Here is a 17,935-nt window from a genome sequence, read left to right on the forward strand (position 1 = left end):
GTTAATTAATTTTTATGGATCACTTTCTGCAAGTGATATTTATGGTTCGTTATAGATCTTCCTGGAATGAATGAGGTCCATGATCTTTTGTGCAACCTCAATGAATTTATCCAGGTCCTTTTCAGGAATTTCCTTTCGTACTGCTTCATCAAATGTTAGCACCACCTTTTTGGAATAATCGCGCATTTCCTTCCCAAAGTCTGTAAGGTGGATCAATACGCTGCGGCCATCTTCAGGATTCTTCTTCCTAAGGATAAGTCCTTTTTCTTCCATGGTTTTCAAGGTGCGCGACAGGCTTGTGGCTTCCATCCCCATTTTAGGGCCAAGGGAGGTGGAGGGAGTTCCCTTTTCAGGATCGATACTCAATAGAGCAAAGCCTGTGGCCATAGTACTTCCTTCCTTACCGGCCTCCTCATTATACATTTTTGCAATAGAGATCCAGGTGGCTCGAAGGACGTAATCAATGGTCTTTTCTTTCATAGGATTCCAAAGTTATGAAAATTTTATTATGCACGCATAGCAAATGTATAAAATTTTCGACTTCGAAACAGCTCTCTTAAAATAATAGGTATTGTAGAAAAAAGCATCTTAATTTTGAAGAGTTTAACAAGAAATTAGCTGTGAAACTGCAATGGTAGATGTGTGTGCAATCCAGCCCATTGCTGCACCCCGGGATCTTAGGGATCAATTTGTTGAGGAGGTTTTTTCCTCCTTCAGTCTAAACCACATCCCGTGCAGGTAAAGTTGCATTCTGGCCTCTATATTGGAATCTATGATATGGGTAAGTTCTTCGTCCTCAATTACAAAGCCAATGAGCATCTGCGCTTCCTGCTCTGTTAGTTCCATTTCCTCCTTTAAATATTTCAAGTAATGGATCTCCAAAAATGCAATATTTCTTTGCTTTTTTTCAATCTCAACATTTCGCTTGAGCTTTTTTGTCCGGCCATTAATGGCGTTTAGAATGGCATCAAAAGATACTCCGCCACCAATGATGCCTAGAAGGTGCTTCGGTTTAAAATCTCCCGCAGTTTTTAACCTGCGTTCATTGACCGAAAGTTTTTTAATTTTCTTCGGAATGATCCCCAGAGAAACGGCATTGATTTCTGAAGTTTCATCTACCACGACTTCCCGTAGTTCGCTGGAACTTTCGGTCATCCTAAAGACTAGCACCTGCTGCCGTAGATCTTCCTCTTTAGTGAACTGAATTAGATCATTCATCCCAATATGGGATAGAACTAAAGTATCTCCCTGCTGAAGGCTGAGTAAAAATTCTCCTGAAGAATTGGAAACAGAAAATTTTCCTGAAGAAACATTCTTTACATGAACATTTCCCAGCGGAATGCTATCCTGCTTCACAAGGCCATTTATTTGTACCCTTTCCTGGGCATTCATGATATAGGCCTGGAGAAATAATAATATCAGAAAATATTTTCTCATTGAAAACTTGCGGGAGGGGAAGATAGGCCTAAAAAATAAATTCCATAGGAAAATCCCATTTTTGAGCAGAAGGAATTTTCTGCTTTTCCGCAAATCAGGATTGTATATCATTACCTGTGGGACTTCCTCATTTACTATCTTTGGGCCGGTAAAAAATTTATAATGCTTAACTATCCTATAAAGTTTGAACCTATCCTAAAAGAAAAGATATGGGGTGGCGACAAACTCAGAGAGATCCTTCAGAAGAAATCAAATAAAAATAATCTCGGTGAGAGCTGGGAAATTTCCGGAGTAAAAGGAGATATCTCTGTGGTTGCAAATGGTTCCCTAAAAGGCAAAAATTTAAATGACCTTTTAGAGGAGTATCAGGAAAAGCTTTTAGGAGAAAAGAACTTTCAGACCTTCGGAGCTGAATTTCCGTTATTGATAAAATTCATCGATGCCAAAACCGATCTTTCAGTTCAGTTACATCCTCACGACAAGATCGCAAAAGAGAGACATGATTCTTTTGGAAAAACAGAGATGTGGTATATCATGCAAGCCGATGAAGGTGCAGAGATCAATGTAGGTTTCAAAAAGAGCATTTCTAAGGAAGAATACTTGGAGCATCTCAATTCCGGAAAGATCACCCAACTCCTCAATTTCGAAAAAGTAAAAAAAGGAGATTCCTTTTTCATCAACACCGGAAAAGTTCATGCTATTGGCGCCGGAGTTTTACTGGCGGAGATTCAGCAGACTTCAGATATAACTTATCGTATTTATGACTGGGATAGGGTTGACGATAAAGGACAACCCCGGGAGCTTCATACAGATCTTGCTCTAGACGCTATAGATTTTGAGAAAAAAGAGGATTTTAAGAGGGAATACACAAGTGTAGAAAACCATTCCACTAACATTGCCAGCTGCGAATATTTTACCACCAATTTTCTCCCGATAAACGGAAGCATCTCAAAAAATTATTCTCACCTGGATTCTTTTGTGATCTATATGTGTGTAGAAGGAGAAGCTGAAGTTTCAATTGGGGAAAATTCCGAAAGGATTTCTATGGGAGAAACCTTGCTTATTCCGGCAGAAAATAACGAAGTGAAGATCTCGGCTGAAGCTGCTGAACTGCTTGAAGTATTCGTTGTTTAATCAATTATTTAGCTCCTTTTACGTTCATCTTCAGGCCAAATACCGAATCCATAGCGGTGATGAATAAAGTCTGATTGTCTGACCCTCCAAAAGTGACATTTGCGGTCCACTCTTTGTCTATGGGAATGTGAAGGATTTTCTCTCCTTCTTTATTGAGGACAGTTACCCCGTCACCTGTCAAATATAGATTTCCCTGCTCGTCCATTGTCATTCCATCAGATCCAAGCTCTGTGAAGAGGGTTTTGCTCTCCAGTTTTCCATCTGCGCCTATGCTGTAGCTCCAGGTCTTGTTATCCTCAATATCGGCGACGTATAGTGTTTTTCCATCGGGAGTTCCAATGATCCCGTTCGGTTTCATAAGGCCTTCGGCAGCAATGAATAAGCCTTTGCGATTTGGAGTGAGGTAATAGACCCGCTGATCCTTTATAGGTTGTTCATTGTGACTCCAGTAAGGTCTTTTGTAGAAAGGGTCGGTGAAGAAGATTCCGCCGTTGGGGGCGATCCACAGGTCGTTTGGTCCGTTGAACCTTTTACCTCTAAAACCTTCCAGCAAGACAGAGACTTCCTTTTTAGGGGATATCTTCCAGAGTTCTGAATGTTTATCGGCAGCAGCAAAGAGATTTCCTTCAGCATCAAAGTACAATCCGTTAGAACGACCTGCTTCTTCCATAAAAACAGTCACTTCATTTTCTTTAGCCGACCATTTGTGAATGCGGTTGTTAGGCTGATCTGTAAAATATACATTGCCTTCAGCATCGGTCGCAGGACCTTCGGTAAACTCAAAACCATCTGCAATAAGTTCAGGTTGAGCACCTTCAGCAATTAAATCATTTTCCTGGGAGACTCCCGAAAAACTGAAAAGTACAGTAACTAAAAGTAATGGGGACGTGATTTTCATAAGTCTTCAATTGAAATCAAAAGATAAGGATTTCCCGAATTCTACTTCAGGAAATCCTTAATTATATACCTTCCAAAAAAGCCATTTTTGAGACCTGTTTTTCAGAAGAGATTAGCTTCTAAGAGTTATCCTATTATTTATACGTCCCTAAGGATATTCTCAATTGCTTCAAGTTCTTCGGAACTGAATTTTAGATTCTTTAATCCTGCCAGATTATCCTCCAACTGAGACACCCGGCTTACGCCTATAAGGACTGAGGTCACTCTTGGGTCTTTCAAAAGCCAAGAAATTGCCATTTGCGCCAGACTTTGGTCACGGTTTTCGGCAATTTTATTGAGTTGTTTTACTTTCTCCAATACTTCGGGGGTGATCTTCTCTTTATCCAGATATCCGCCTTTTACTGCAGCCCGAGAATCTTCGGGAATACCTTTGAGATACTTGGAAGTAAGGACGCCCTGTTCTAAAGGAGAAAAAACTATACTTCCCAATCCTTCTTTTTCAAGGGTGTCCATAAGGCCATCTTCTACCCAGCGATCGAACATATTATAGCGGGGCTGGTGTATAATGAACGGAGTTTCGAGATTCCGCAGGATTTCTGCTGCCTTGGCTGTTTGCCCTGCTGAATATTGTGAAACACCAACATAAAGAGCTTTTCCCTGGCGAACGATCTGGTCCAGAGCTCCCATGGTCTCCTCCAGCGGGGTTGCAGGATCTGGACGGTGATGGTAAAATATATCCACATAATCAAGTCCCATTCGCTTTAAGGACTGGTCGAGACTTGCGATAAGGTATTTTCGGGAACCAAAATTTCCATAAGGTCCAGGCCACATATCCCAACCGGCTTTGGTGGAAATGAGCAGCTCATCTCGATATTGCCTGAAATCCTCTTTAAAGATCTTTCCAAAATTCGTTTCTGCCGAACCGTAAGGCGGGCCATAATTGTTGGCGAGGTCAAAATGGGTGATCCCATTATCGAAGGCTTTTCGCAGTAAAGCCCGGGAATTTTCGAAGCTGGTGGTATCTCCAAAGTTGTGCCACAGGCCAAGGGAAAGCAAGGGTAAATTTATTCCGCTTCTTCCGCAGCGACGGTATTGCATTTTCTCGTAGCGGTCTTCAGCCGCGATGTAATTATTCATAATTATTATATGTTGAGCAATTTCCTGTAGAAAGGGATTAATTTTTTTGCCATTAATTCATGATCCTTGACACCAGGATGATTTGAACAGCCGGTGAGATCCATAGTTCCGAATTCAAAAATCTCAATTGGATGGTCTGCTAATTCCTCTTTAATTTCTTTAAGAATTTTTACTAATTCCTGTCCTTCTCCGGTGCCTAGCATAGGACTGGAGAGTAAAGCGACCTTGGTTTCGGGGTAGGTGTCGAATATCTTTTTTACAAAATCAACGTAATTCTGTTTAAAATTCTTGGAATTGAATGGCAGCCTCTCTTTCTCACCGTCACCCAAAGAGAAGTCATTAGTGCCAAGTGCTATGCTCACCACTTGTGGCGCATTTTCTTTATTGATCTCCGCTCTTTTTCCCTGTTCCCCATTAAGGTGGAGATATGGATAAACCTCAGGCATCACAGGTTCGTTCTCATCGTTCCAATTTCGATACATTCCCATTCCCGAAACACAATTCACCTCGTAATTTACATCCAGAGCCCGTGCTACGCGTGGTCCATATGCCAGGTAAGCGCTATGCTGGTCGAACCACTCTCCTTGCTCACACCCGGTTTTATTAGTGTCGGCACCCATTCCACAAGTTATGGAGTCCCCGATGAATTCTATCTTCGCACGCTTCTTTTTGGGTGTTTCAGTAATTTGTTTAGCCCGCATACCATTGAAGATCAAAGATCCATTGGCGGCTTCAGTTTCTTTGTAAATGCTAATGGTGTTTGCTGAATCTGCCTTTGGAAGCGCAAACTTCAACGTGTCTTTATAAACTCTATAGCGCCCTTTGTATTCTCCATTCAATTCTACGGCAACATAGTGATGGATAGAATCATTGGTTTTGAGGAAAACGGTAACTGTGTCTCCATAGACATCGGCTTTTACTGAAGATGCCGAGGTGATCAATTTTGTGCCTTCGCTACTTTTTAAAATGCGCCCTGAATAAGTAAAAACTTTATCCTGAGATTCAAAATATTGATCCTGCGGAAGTTGTTCAGACTTGCAGCTGAAGAGCAGGAATGTAAGGAAGGAAAAAAAGATGAGCCGCATTTATTGCTTTTTTGGAACCCTAATTTACGGCATTCCTGTAGATCCTCTTTTACCAATTTCTGCAAATCTTGACATTGTACAAAAAAAATATCCGGCACAGAGGCCGGACATTTCCAAATAAAAATTTCAAGATTATCTTTCGTAGATCCCGTCGTAGAGATTCTGGTAAAGTTTAATAATATTTCGGCGTTTAAGCTTCATAGTAGGAGTGAGGTGTTCTCCTTCAATACTCCAAACATCCGGTGTAAGCTCAAATTTCTTGATCTTTTCCCAGCTTCCGAATTTTTGGTTGTAGAAATCTACCTCTTCCTGGATCCGTGCCTTTACCTGTTCATTAGCGATAAGATCGGCATTGCTTGGGCCAATTTCGATATGTTTTCTCTTTGCCCATTCCCGAACAAATTCAAAGTCGGGCTGAATTAAAGCGGCAGGCATTTTCTCTCCTTCCCCAACCACCATCAGTTCTGCTATGAACCTTGATTGCTTCATCTGGTTCTCGATCACTTGCGGAGCAACATATTTACCTCCCGATGTCTTGAACATTTCTTTCTTACGGTCGGTTATCTTTAGGAAGTTGTCGCTATCAAGTTCACCAATGTCTCCCGTGTGGAAGTAACCGTCTTCATTGATGGCCTCTTTGGTTTTCTCGGGTTCCTTATAATAGCCTTGCATTACATTGGGACCTTTGCAGAGAATCTCACCGTCTTCGGCGATCTTCACATCTACGTCTTTAAGGACCCGTCCTACTGTTCCAATTTTGAATCCGCCGTTTCGCTGGTCATTTACGGAGATAACCGGAGAAGTTTCTGTTAGTCCGTAACCCTCCATTACAGGAATACCGGCCGCTGCAAATACTCTCGCAAGACGAGGTTGTAAAGCTGCACTTCCCGAAACGATCAATTCTATCCTACCGCCAAGACCCTCCTTCCATTTTGAAAATACAAGTTTCCGGGCGATGTTCAGCTTAGTCTCATACCACCAGCCGTTAGCCCCATAGGGTTCATATTCCAGCCCCAGCTCCACAGACCAGAAAAACAGTTTCTGCTTTATTCCGCCTACTGTAGATCCTTTTGCTATGATCTTATCGTAAACTTTTTCAAGTAGTCTCGGTACAGCTGAAATCACATGAGGTTTAACCTCCTTCAGGTTGTCACTGATCTTTTCAATAGATTCAGCAAAATGAATAGATACACTATAATATTGATATAGATACAGGATCATCCTTTCGAAGATGTGACAAACAGGTAGAAAACTAAGTGCTGTATAAGTTCCAAATTCAAATGGAACTCTGTCTGAACTCAACAGAACATCACTGACAATATTTTTATGGCTCAGCATCACCCCCTTCGGTCTTCCTGTAGTTCCCGAGGTGTAGATAAGAGTTGCGAGATCATCTTCCTTAACAGCATCTTTCCTTGCCTCAACCTCGTTCTGATTGGATTTGTCTTCCCCCATCTTGAGCACTTCATTCCAGTTATCGGCTCCCGAAATTTCATCAAAGGTGTAAACTCCCTTGAGCTGTGTATTGCTTCGGATGGAATTGAGCTTGTCAAGGATCTCTTTGTCTGAAACAAAACAATAGATGGCTTCACTGTGATTGATCACATATTCATAATCCTCTTCAGAAATGGTAGGATAAATAGGTACATTTTGGGCACCAACCTGAAGGATCCCGATGTCCAGAACGTTCCATTCTGTGCGATTACTGGTAGAGATGACAGCGATCTTATCATTTGGTTGTATTCCCAGGCGAAGTAATCCGCGGCTCACAGCATTTGCCTTGTCGACATACTCCTGTGAAGAAAGAGCTTCCCATTTCCCGTTATACTTGGTGACCAGGGACTTATCCCGGGGCGCATTTTCCAACTGAAAATATGGAAAATCAAAAAGTCTTTTTATTTCGATCATTTATTGATTTGTTACAATACTTCATGCAAAATAGCAAAAGAAGCATGTAATTCAAATAAAATTTCAAAAATCACTTTTTTACACACAAGTTTTTAATAATTCTATTCCCTCAACTGCAGTTTCAGCACTCATTTGAAAATTGGGAAGGAATAGGAGAGAAGAACCTTCGGTATTTATTAGAAGGCCATGTTCTAGGGCTTTTTCCTTTACTTCGGAAGCATAATCCTCGTCCTTCAGGTCTACTCCAATTGCAGCTCCCATGATGCGTACTTCCGGACTTTCAGCAAATTCCACTCCCGAAATGCCTTTTTTGAATGTCTCTTCAAGTTGCTGAATGTTCTCAAAAAGTCGCTCTCTGTTCTCCTGAAGATAATGCAAAGCAGCTAAGGAAGCATCAACGGCAACGGGATGCCATCCATATGAAGAATACAACCCTATTTTGCCTCCTACTTTTTTATCAATTTCTTCTGTAGTGATCACAGCTCCCATCCCTGCGTGTCCTGCTGTTATTGCTTTTGCCATACACAGGATATCCGGCTGAATGTCAAAATGTTCTGAGGCGAACATTTTGCCGGTTCGGCCGAAACCTGTAATGGCTTCGTCCATGATCAAGAGAGTGCCTGTTTTTTTGCAGATCCGGTTAAGTCCACTCATGAAATCTACTTCAGGAATGATAACCCCAAGATTTATGATGACAGGCTCCATAATAACAGCAGCTACTTCTTTTGAAGAAAGTAATCTTTCTACCTCCTCCAGTCTATCCTTGTTTAATGGCAGCTGCAGCTTTTGGCACCCATCCAGAAGGTTGGGGAAAGGTTTCTGCTTTTTTGACGCTCCTATACTTAAAGCTCCCATGGTATTTCCGTGATAGCTGCCTTCAATTGAAACTATCTTTTTTCGGCCGGTGAACATGGTAGCCATTTCCAAGGCTGCTTCTACCGCTTCAGATCCTCCGGTCATCCTGTAACTTTTCTGTAGATTGCCGGGAGTGATCTTTGCAAGTAATTCAGCCAGTTCAGACCAGGGTTTATATTTGAAGTTGGGATAGACATATGACGGTCTTTCTTTGTTCCTTATGGCATCTTCAATTTCTTTTACTCCCCAACCAAGATTCCCAACTCCGGCGCCTCCCAGAAAGTCCACATATTTTTTCCCATCGGCGCCATATATGTAACTGCCTTCTGCTTTAACTACTTCCAGTTCCATCGCAGGATTGCCCCGGCCGAAGAATTTTTCATCTTTTTCTCTATTTGTCATCTTTATTTTTCTTTTTAAGGTAAAACTTCAATTGATCAAATTCTGTTATAAAAAGGTGAAATCATTTCCTGCGTTCTTGCATTTTTTTTATAAGAATGGGCAATTTTCTGGTTAAACTTCTTATAAATGAGTTAAACATCTGTACCTCAGTATTTTAATTCTATATATTATTATTGAAACTATAAAACAGAAAGCTATGAAGAAATTGAACCTAATTTTATTATTGATGATAGGAAGCTTATTGTTGAGCTGTGGACCCAGAGTAAGTACATCAAAAACAGCTAGTGTAGATCTTGACAAATATGACACTTTTGCCTATCTGCCTAATTCAAATGTGAATGCCGAAGGACTTAGAATGGATTCGGGTGAGGTGAGCCGTGCGGTTATTGAAGCTGTAAATACAAATCTTCGCCAGGAAGGTTATAATCTGGACCGCCAAAACCCCGATTTACTTGTGCTGATAAGTACTGACACTGATACTGAGGTAACCACTACTACAGATCCCGTTTACGCTACCTATCCCTACACGCCGGGAATGACTACAGTAAGCCCATTCTATAATGATTACTATTATCCCGGTTATGCCGGTTATAATAATATTGTGGGTTATGATATAGATACTTATGCCTATGAAGAGGGAACTGTTGTAATAAATCTTGTTGACAGGGAAACCCGGAATACAGTCTGGAAAGGAGTAGCTAGTGAGACTCTTGGGGAACAAACATCAACCCAGGGAATAAGAGATCTTGTAAATGATATTTTTGAGGAGTATCCTCTGAGTGAATAATTTTAAATGGTAGCTAAAAGTAAAAAGTCCGGATCTGCTTCCGGACTTTTTGTTTTTACTGTCTTTCTTCAAGCCATTTCCTGGCATTTACAAAGGCTTCTATCCATGGCGTTACTTCATCCTTTCTCTCTTTTGGATAATGCGCCCAGTTCCATGGAAAAGTTGAACGTTCCAGGTGTGGCATCATCGCCAGGTGACGGCCGTTGTCGCTAACGATCATTGCCGTGTTATAGTGCGATCCATTGGGGTTTGAAGGGTAAGTCTCGTATCCATATTTACCAATGATCTGGTATTTTTCACTTTCATAAGGAAAGCTGAATTTCCCTTCCCCGTGTGCTGCCCAAATTCCCAGCCTGCTGCCGGAAAGTGAGTGCATCATCACAGAATCATTCTCTGAAATTTCCATAGAGGTGAAATTACATTCGAATTTATGCGACTCGTTATGCAACATTTTCGGCTTCTCTTCATGACCTGGATGTAATAATCCAAGTTCAATAAATAACTGGCAGCCATTACAAACTCCGAGAGATAAAGTGTCTTCACGTGCAAAGAAATTATCTAAAGCAGCTTTGGCTTTTTCGTTGTACAAGAATGCTCCTGCCCAGCCTTTTGCACTTCCCAAAACATCTGAATTCGAGAAACCGCCCACTGCAGCGATAAATTGAATATCCTCCAAAGTTTCACGTCCGGTAATTAGATCGGTCATGTGGACATCTTTTACATCAAATCCGGCCATGTCCATGGCGTATGCCATCTCTCTTTCTGAATTTGAACCTTTCTCACGAATTATGGCAGCCTTAATTCGCTCCCCTCCTTTGGAGGGGCTGGGGGAGGCTGGTAGTTTCCCGGTGAATCCTTCAGGAAACCTGAAATGCAAAGGTTGTTTTGCATAATTCCTGTAGCGCTCGGCAGCGTTGTCCTTTCCGCTTTGCTTTTCATCCAGCAGGAAAGAAGTTCGCGACCAGGTGTCGCGTAGCTTTGGAATATCAAATTTTAGATTTTGATCCCCGTTTTTAATTTTTAATGTCTTTCCTTCAGTTGCTTTCCCGATCTTAAAGAATTCAATTCCTTTCTCCTTTAAAATGTCTTCTACGGATGTGTCTTTTGCCTGAAAAACAATTCCGGAGTTCTCTGAAAACAGCAGTTTTACACTGTCTTTTTCCCCAAGCTTCGTAAGATTGATTTCTGCGGAAAGATCAACATCGGCAAAGCACATTTCCAGAAGAGTAGTGATAAGTCCACCGGAAGCGACATCGTGTCCGGCAAGGATGAGATCCTGTCTTATCAATTCCTGAACAGCATTAAAGGCAGCTGCAAATTTCTCATCGTCTTTAACGGTTGGCGCTTCACTACCGATTTTATTCAGTATCTGCCCAAAGGAAGATCCTCCCAGCTTGAATGTATCCTGTGAAAAATTGATGTAATAAATACCACCTCCATCTTTCTGAAGTACAGGCTCGACCACTTTCGTGATCTCATCACAATGACCGGCAGCCGAAATAATAACCGTTCCCGGTGCAAGCACGTTTCCGTCTTCGTATCGTTGTTTCATGGAAAGAGAATCCTTTCCGGTGGGAACATTTATTCCCAATGCTATTGCAAAGTCTGATACTCCCTGCACCGCTTCGTAAAGTCTTGCATCTTCACCTTCATTGTTACACGGCCACATCCAGTTTGCAGAAAGGGAAACCGATTTTAGACCTTTTTCGAGAGGCGCCCAAACTATATTAGTAAGAGCTTCGGCAATTGAATTCTTAGAACCTGCAACAGGATCGATCAGGGCCGAAACAGGGGAGTGCCCAATTGAAGTCGCAACTCCTTCTTTACCCTTATAATCCAGGGCCATTACTCCGCAGTTGTTAAGTGGTAACTGCAAAGGTCCTGCAGTTTGTTGTTTGGCGACCCTTCCGGTAACGCAACGGTCTACTTTGTTGGTAAGCCAGTCTTTTGAGCCTACAGCCTCCAGGAGCAGTACCCGCTCAAGATATTTATGAAGATCCTCCTGTTTGTATTCAACTTCAGAATATTTCCTGTCGATGGTCTTGTCCTTCATGATCATTTTCGGCGAGCTGCCAAACATATCTCCCAGTGCAAGATCCATTGGTTTTGCACCAGTTTTTTTGCTTTCAAAGGTAAACTGCCGGTCTTCGGTCACATGACCAACTGCGTATAACGGAGTTCTTTCTCTGTCGGCGATCCTTTTCATTTGCTGAAGATCTTCTTCAGAAATTACCAGCCCCATTCGCTCCTGCGATTCATTTCCAATAATTTCTTTGGCCGAAAGGGTTGGATCTCCCACCGGTAACTTATCAAGATCGATGTTTCCGCCGGTGTCTTCCACCAGTTCACTAAGACAGTTGAGGTGTCCGCCGGCACCATGATCATGTATGGAAACTATTGTATTCTCATCTGCTTCCACCATCGCGCGGATGGTGTTTGCAGCACGTTTTTGCATTTCAGGATTTGATCTCTGGATCGCATTTAGTTCAATACCGCTGCTGAATTCCCCTGTATCTGCTGAAGAAACTGCGGCACCGCCCATTCCAATCCGGTAATTCTCTCCTCCTAAAACAACGATCTGATCTCCCTTTTTTGGAGCTCCTTTGATCGCCTGGTCGGCTTTACCATAACCAATTCCGCCGGCAAGCATGATCACCTTATCGTAACCCAGCGCTCTGCGATCTTCGGAATGTTCAAACGTCAGTACCGAACCTGCGATAAGCGGCTGTCCGAATTTATTTCCAAAATCTGAAGCTCCGTTCGAGGCCTTTATCAAAATGTCCATCGGAGTTTGATAAAGCCACGGTCTTGCAGGGAATGCATTTTCCCACGATCTGTTCTCTTCAAGCCTGGAGTAAGAGGTCATATAAACCGCTGTTCCGGCAAGCGGAAGTGAACCTTTTCCGCCTGCAAGCCTGTCGCGGATCTCCCCGCCACTTCCGGTTGCAGCCCCATTAAATGGCTCTACGGTGGTCGGAAAATTATGTGTTTCTGCCTTTAAGGAAATAACCGAATCAAAATCTTTCTTTTTATAGAAGTCAGGTTTGTCTGCCGATTGTGGTGCGAACTGCTCCACTCTTGGTCCTTTGACAAAAGCCACATTGTCTTTATATGCCGAAACTATGTCGTTCGGGTTTTCTTCGGAAGTTTTTCTGATCAATTTAAATAGGGACACAGGTTTGGCTTTTCCGTCGATCTCGAAAGTACCGTTGAAGATCTTATGTCGGCAGTGTTCGGAGTTCACCTGAGAAAATCCGAAGACCTCAGAATCTGTAAGCTTCCTGCCGATCCTTTTGGAAAGATCTTCAAGATATTGAACCTCCTCATCATTAAGTGCCAGTCCTTCTTTGTTGTTGTAGGCAGCAATGTTCTCTACTTCCTTGATAGGTTCAGGTTCGATATTAATGGTAAAAATATCCTGATCAAGACCCTTGTAGAGCTGGGAGAGCATAGGGTCAAAATCATGATAATTGTCGTCAACTTCAATGAATTCCTCTATTCTAAGAATGCCCTCAATCCCCATGTTCTGGGTGATCTCAACGGCGTTTGTACTCCAGGGAGTGATCATGGCGGCACGGGGACCAACAAAAAAATCTGCCAGGGCAGATTTGTCTAAATATTGTGCGTTACCAAAAAGCCAGTTCAATTTGACTATGTTTTCAGCCGAAAGTGCTTTGTGGGTTTGAACCGCATACACCTTGTTAGGCTTGTTTCCGAAGAATAGGATCATTCCTTGTGGTTTTGTGTGTTGTTGTAAGTACGCAAATTTACATTTTTTGCCAGAACTCCTTCGGCCTCAAACCAAAAAGGATTGAAAAATATTGCCTCTCAAAAATGGCATTTTTGAGGCCTCTGGTTTTGGTTGTTTCAAGTTGGGCTAAAGCCCTTTTTATACCAATTTTATAACCCTCCGCCTAAAGGCGGAGGCAATTGAAGGAATTTGCTGTTTGCATTTAATAATGAAAAAGAGAGTTATTGCCATTTTTGGGACTTCTTGTTTTGGTTGCTGAAGGTTGGGCTAAAGCCCTTAAAATCTATTTTCATTATCCTCCGCCTAAAGGCGAAGGCATTTCGATTTTTTTTTTTCAAGTAGAAACCCTGTCTTCTATAAAAAGAATTGCCTCCGGAATTATCCGGAGGCAACATTAAATCTAAAAAAGGCTGTAGCTTAATTCCTAATTTTTCTTTTCCAGAAGCGCCATATAAAATCCGTCAAACCCGGTTTCGCTGGAGAGGATCTTCTGCTCTTTTGCAAGGCTAAAATCTTTTCCTTCTTCACTGGACAGGAACTTCTTCACCTGTACTTCATTTTCTGAAGGCAGAATTGAACAGGTCGCATAGACCATTTTTCCTCCGTTTTTGACCATTTTGGAATACTGCTTCAGGATCTCCTCCTGTGTCATTTTAATGGTATCAATGAACTCAGGCTGCAGTTTCCATTTTGCATCAGGATTCCGGCTCAAAACTCCGAGTCCGCTACAAGGAGCGTCAATGAGTACTCTATCTGCACTTCCGTAGAGCTTTTTTACCACTTTTGAGGAGTCAATGGTTCGGGATTCAATATTGTGAGCTCCGGCACGGCGTGCGCGACGCTTAAGTTCTTTCAGTTTGTTGGCATAAATATCTGTGGCGATCAACTGACCTTTATTTTCCATAAGTGCTGCCAGGTGCAATGATTTTCCACCGGCCCCGGCGCAGGTATCAACAACCCGCATTCCCGGTTCTACCTCAAGAAAATTGGCTACCAATTGTGAAGAAGCATCCTGAACTTCAAAAAGACCATTCTTAAAAGCTTCTGTTTTGAAAACATTTGCTCTTTCCTTTAACTGTAGCGCATCAGGATACCCCTTCAAAAATTCAGTTTCAATTCCCTCTTTTTGAAGCTCCTGTTGCAGCTTTTCTTTGGTGGTTTTTAGAGTGTTAACTCTTAATATAACCGGCGCCTGCTCATTCAAGGCATGGATCTCCTTTTCCCAAACTTCTTCTCCCAGTTCTTTAACTCCCATTTCATCCAGCCAGTCGGGCACAGATTCCCTGTATTTCCTGATCTTACTCAACTCATCAAATTTTCCTTTGATACGGCGGGTAGGCACAGGTTCGATCTGCTTCCAGTCGGCCGGAATTTCAATACCTCTCAAAGTAGCCCAGACAGCAAAAAGCCTAAATAGATTTTCTCTTGAATATGGTGCTTTGACTTCAGCAATTTCAGAATAAAGGCGCTTCCAGCGAACGATGTCATAAGTAGTTTCGGCAATGAAACTTCGGTCACGGGAGCCCCAGCGTTTATCGCGTTTCAGGGTTTTTGCAATTACCTTATCGGCGTATTCTCCTTCATTAAAAATTTCTCCCAGGGCATCAACGGTTGCGAAGACCAGGTTTCTGTATAAGCGCATAAAAATAATTTAAAGCTGCAAAGGTAAGCTTTTTAAACCTTCGGAAAAATCTATCTTTACGGGCAAATTCCTATAAATGAAGCGACTACTTTTAATAGTTATTTTAACTTTTTCAGCATGTAAATCTGAACCAGAACAGCAGCAAAGAATGCCTTTTTCGGAAGTGGAAATTGATGTTCTTCTTGAAGATTCCCTGAGTATTAGAGCTATAGAGATTATGGGTGAGGATCTTGCCTTTGCGGGCTCTAATGGGGCATATGGAATTTATAATTCCGCGCAAGATCAGGTAAGGGTGAGTCGGCAGCAGTACGATTCTATTTATCCTGAATTCAGAGCTGTTGCGGGAACTTCCGAAGATTTCTTCATGCTGAGCGTTGCGAATCCGGCACTACTATACAAGACAGGCGACGGCGGAAAAATGGAGCTGGTGTATAAAGAAGAAGGCGAAAAAGTGTTCTACGATGCTATGACGTTCTGGAATGACAAAGAAGGAATAGCTATGGGTGATGCTGTGGAAAATTGCCTTTCAATTATCATCACCCGTGACGGCGGAAAAACATGGAACAAACTTTCCTGTGATCAGTTACCCGAGGCAGCCGAAGGTGAAGCCGCATTTGCAGCCAGTAATTCCAATATTGCTGTAGAAGGAGAGAAGGCGTGGATCCTTTCCGGAGGCGTGCGATCCAGAGTATTTTTCACTCCTAATAAAGGAAAAACCTGGGAAGTGTTCGAGACTCCACTAGTGCAGGGGGAAAGTACGCAGGGCGGATATTCCATGGATTTCTACAATGAGCAGCAGGGAATCATTATTGGCGGGGATTATACTGCGCCTGGAGAAAATAGAGCTAACAAAGCTGTGACCAATGATGGGGGTAAGTCCTGGCGTCTCATTGCAGAAGGCAGGGAGCCCGGCTATAAAAGCAGCGTGCGCTATGTGCCCGGTGGGGGAGGTAAGGAAATAGTGGCAGTAGGATTTACCGGCATCTCTTATTCTTTTGATGCTGGAGAAAATTGGGAGCAATTATCTTCTGAAGGCTTTTACACCATCCGATTCCTAAATGATTCAATTGCCTATGCTGCAGGAAAGAACCGGCTGGCGAAATTGAAATTCAGGTAAAAACAAATGATCCGGCGCCTAAGCAACCGGATCATTTCAACTAACCAACCAAAATCTAAGTATTAATTTTTCGAGGCTTGACGGGCGCGATACTCCCGCATCAGCTTGCGATTAAAATCGTCTTCGACCTTGTTAAGCTCCATAATTCTACGAGCCGTAAAGATCTTTTTAAGGTCCTTATAATATTCCTTTTTCAAGAGGTAATCTTTGCGCTCAAGTTCAACATACTCCTCTAATTTGGAGTCTGCTTTTTCTTCACTTAAACATTCCACATTCACTTCAGCTCTTTCCTGCCGATAAAGTTCGCGGCGCTTTTTCTCGTATTCGTTGTAGATAGGCCAAAACTTTTGAGCTTCCTGTGCCGTAAGGTTCAAGCCCTCGGTAATATAGGCAGTCTTAAGAGCCTTGATCTTTTCGCGGTGCTCATCCCTGTCTTGTGCAGACGCCTGAAAGCCGACTGCGAGAAGGAGGAACATAAACAAAAACTTTTTCATTTTATTCTTCGTTAAGTAGGAGTGCCGGTTCTTCAATATTCTCATTTAAATATTCAAAAAGGGCTTCTTTATCAATATTTGGGTTTGCCGAAGCAGTTAATTCATAGTCAACATAAGGAGCAGCATTTGGGTTGTCCATATCGAGGGACTCCAAAAGGTAATTTTCAACAGCGGTGATATCCAGGTCTTCAAAACCAATCTCACCATTTTCGTTAAAGATCACAGAACTAAATAATACAGCTGCCACAGCTGCGACTCCTGCTATATAAGACCAGGTCTTTCTGCGGAAAAGCGGAATAACTTTCCCCTTTTTGGGTTGATCTTCCAGCTTTTCAAATACCTTGTCACCAAGCTGCTCAAAATAGTTTTCGGGCACCTTGAAGGGGCTCTGACCAAAATCTTTTTCAACTGCGGTTACGCGCTCCATTAAATGGGACTCGAGATCCTGGAAGTAACCTTCCGGAACTTTAAATCCTGATTTGTTGCTGTATGGTAACCTGTTCTCTTTCATTTAATTATTTGACTGAAATTTCTCCCTAAGGTTTAAGTCTGTTTTAAAAAATCTTCTATTTTCTTGGTCGCATGATGGTATGAAGCCTTAAGTGCACCTTCTGAAGTACCTAAAATATCAGAAATTTCTTTATACTTCAATTCCTGAAAGTATTTCATGTTAAAAACTTGTTGTTGTTTCTCCGGAAGGGTAGCAATAGCCTTTTGTAACTTTAATTGAATTTCTTCCCCCTCAAAGTATACATCATTCTCCAAATTGTCAATGATCTGTTGCTGAAGTTCTTCTGAACTAATATGCTGTTTTTTGGCCCTGTTGTTAAGAAAGGTAATAGACTCATTTGTCGCTATCCTGTACATCCATGAAAAAAGTTGGCTATCGCCCTTAAACTTCTCGATATTCCTGAAGATCTTTACAAAGGTGTTTTGGAGAACATCATCGGCATCTTCGTGGTTCTTTACAATATTTCGGCACTGCCAGTAGAGCCTTTCCTGGTACAATTCCAGCAACTCCCGAAATGCATCATTCCTGGACTTTGGGTCCTGAAGGCGTTGAACTAAATTTTCTTCGGAAGAATTCAAAGGTGCCGGAGTTTAAAAGCGGTTAAAGATAGGAGGATTTATTTAAAAACTATAACTGCCGGGAATACATATTCAACAGCCAGAATGTCGATGAAATGCATAAATTGTAGATAAAATACACAAAAAATTTTTTTGTTTGGTTTTTTGTAGTATCTTCACATTGTGAAAAAGTAAATCTTTTTTGCTCCAAATGATGGAGA

At 42.0% G+C, this 17,935-nt stretch carries 15 protein-coding genes; 3 read left to right on the forward strand and 12 right to left on the reverse strand.

Annotation, left to right across the window (positions count from 1 at the left end; all coding sequences use genetic code 11):
* Positions 1-39 precede the first annotated feature (39 nt).
* Positions 40-480 carry a MarR family winged helix-turn-helix transcriptional regulator gene (locus ACXYMT_RS11230; protein WP_459059212.1) on the reverse strand — a complete coding sequence of 147 codons (441 nt, stop codon included), beginning with the start codon at positions 478-480 and terminating at the stop codon, positions 40-42.
* 204 nt (positions 481-684) lie between these two features.
* A complete protein-coding gene (locus ACXYMT_RS11235) occupies positions 685-1,437 on the reverse strand; it encodes a hypothetical protein (RefSeq protein WP_459059213.1) in 753 nt (250 codons plus the stop codon).
* 162 nt (positions 1,438-1,599) lie between these two features.
* On the opposite strand from ACXYMT_RS11235, the gene ACXYMT_RS11240 reads away from it, so the two are divergent.
* On the forward strand, positions 1,600-2,571 hold the full coding sequence (locus ACXYMT_RS11240) for a type I phosphomannose isomerase catalytic subunit (RefSeq protein WP_459059214.1): 972 nt from the start codon (positions 1,600-1,602) through the stop codon (positions 2,569-2,571).
* 4 nt (positions 2,572-2,575) lie between these two features.
* On the opposite strand, the gene ACXYMT_RS11245 is transcribed toward ACXYMT_RS11240, so the two are convergent.
* From ACXYMT_RS11245 to ACXYMT_RS11265, 5 genes are all read right to left on the reverse strand, one after another.
* A complete protein-coding gene (locus ACXYMT_RS11245) occupies positions 2,576-3,469 on the reverse strand; it encodes an SMP-30/gluconolactonase/LRE family protein (RefSeq protein ID WP_459059215.1) in 894 nt (297 codons plus the stop codon).
* A gap of 137 nt (positions 3,470-3,606) precedes the next feature.
* Positions 3,607-4,605, reverse strand: a complete 999-nt coding sequence (gene mgrA / locus ACXYMT_RS11250) for an L-glyceraldehyde 3-phosphate reductase (protein ID WP_459059216.1) — start codon at positions 4,603-4,605, stop codon at positions 3,607-3,609.
* 5 nt (positions 4,606-4,610) lie between these two features.
* Positions 4,611-5,690, reverse strand: coding sequence for an SGNH/GDSL hydrolase family protein (locus ACXYMT_RS11255; protein ID WP_459059217.1), 1,080 nt, complete (start codon positions 5,688-5,690; stop codon positions 4,611-4,613).
* A gap of 132 nt (positions 5,691-5,822) precedes the next feature.
* Positions 5,823-7,598 carry an AMP-dependent synthetase/ligase gene (locus tag ACXYMT_RS11260; RefSeq protein ID WP_459059218.1) on the reverse strand — a complete coding sequence of 592 codons (1,776 nt, stop codon included), beginning with the start codon at positions 7,596-7,598 and terminating at the stop codon, positions 5,823-5,825.
* Positions 7,599-7,676: 78 nt separating this feature from the next.
* Positions 7,677-8,855, reverse strand: a complete 1,179-nt coding sequence (locus ACXYMT_RS11265; RefSeq protein ID WP_459059219.1) for a class-III pyridoxal-phosphate-dependent aminotransferase — start codon at positions 8,853-8,855, stop codon at positions 7,677-7,679.
* A 196-nt stretch (positions 8,856-9,051) separates the two neighbouring features.
* On the opposite strand from ACXYMT_RS11265, the gene ACXYMT_RS11270 reads away from it, so the two are divergent.
* A complete protein-coding gene (locus ACXYMT_RS11270; protein ID WP_459059220.1) occupies positions 9,052-9,642 on the forward strand; it encodes a DUF4136 domain-containing protein in 591 nt (196 codons plus the stop codon).
* Between the two features lie 55 nt (positions 9,643-9,697).
* Here the strand turns inward: ACXYMT_RS11270 and purL are convergent, their stop codons facing one another.
* Positions 9,698-13,372, reverse strand: coding sequence for a phosphoribosylformylglycinamidine synthase (purL, locus tag ACXYMT_RS11275; protein ID WP_459059221.1), 3,675 nt, complete (start codon positions 13,370-13,372; stop codon positions 9,698-9,700).
* Positions 13,373-13,817: 445 nt separating this feature from the next.
* Positions 13,818-15,035, reverse strand: a complete 1,218-nt coding sequence (locus ACXYMT_RS11280; RefSeq protein WP_459059222.1) for an RsmB/NOP family class I SAM-dependent RNA methyltransferase — start codon at positions 15,033-15,035, stop codon at positions 13,818-13,820.
* Between the two features lie 76 nt (positions 15,036-15,111).
* Between ACXYMT_RS11280 and ACXYMT_RS11285 the strand changes: the two genes are divergently transcribed.
* On the forward strand, positions 15,112-16,152 hold the full coding sequence (locus ACXYMT_RS11285) for a WD40/YVTN/BNR-like repeat-containing protein (protein ID WP_459059223.1): 1,041 nt from the start codon (positions 15,112-15,114) through the stop codon (positions 16,150-16,152).
* Between the two features lie 62 nt (positions 16,153-16,214).
* On the opposite strand, the gene ACXYMT_RS11290 is transcribed toward ACXYMT_RS11285, so the two are convergent.
* Genes ACXYMT_RS11290 through ACXYMT_RS11300 form a run of 3 tightly spaced genes read right to left on the reverse strand, consistent with a single transcriptional unit; the run spans position 16,215 to position 17,735 of the window.
* Entirely contained in the window at positions 16,215-16,646 is a 432-nt protein-coding gene (locus tag ACXYMT_RS11290; RefSeq protein WP_459059224.1) for a hypothetical protein, read from the reverse strand.
* Between the two features lies 1 nt (position 16,647).
* Positions 16,648-17,157, reverse strand: coding sequence for a hypothetical protein (locus ACXYMT_RS11295; protein ID WP_459059225.1), 510 nt, complete (start codon positions 17,155-17,157; stop codon positions 16,648-16,650).
* A 32-nt stretch (positions 17,158-17,189) separates the two neighbouring features.
* Positions 17,190-17,735: an RNA polymerase sigma factor gene (locus ACXYMT_RS11300; protein ID WP_459059226.1), complete on the reverse strand. Its 546-nt coding sequence runs from the start codon at positions 17,733-17,735 to the stop codon at positions 17,190-17,192.
* Between the last annotated feature and the right edge of the window lie 200 nt (positions 17,736-17,935).

This window comes from Salinimicrobium sp. CAU 1759, from assembly GCF_054482715.1.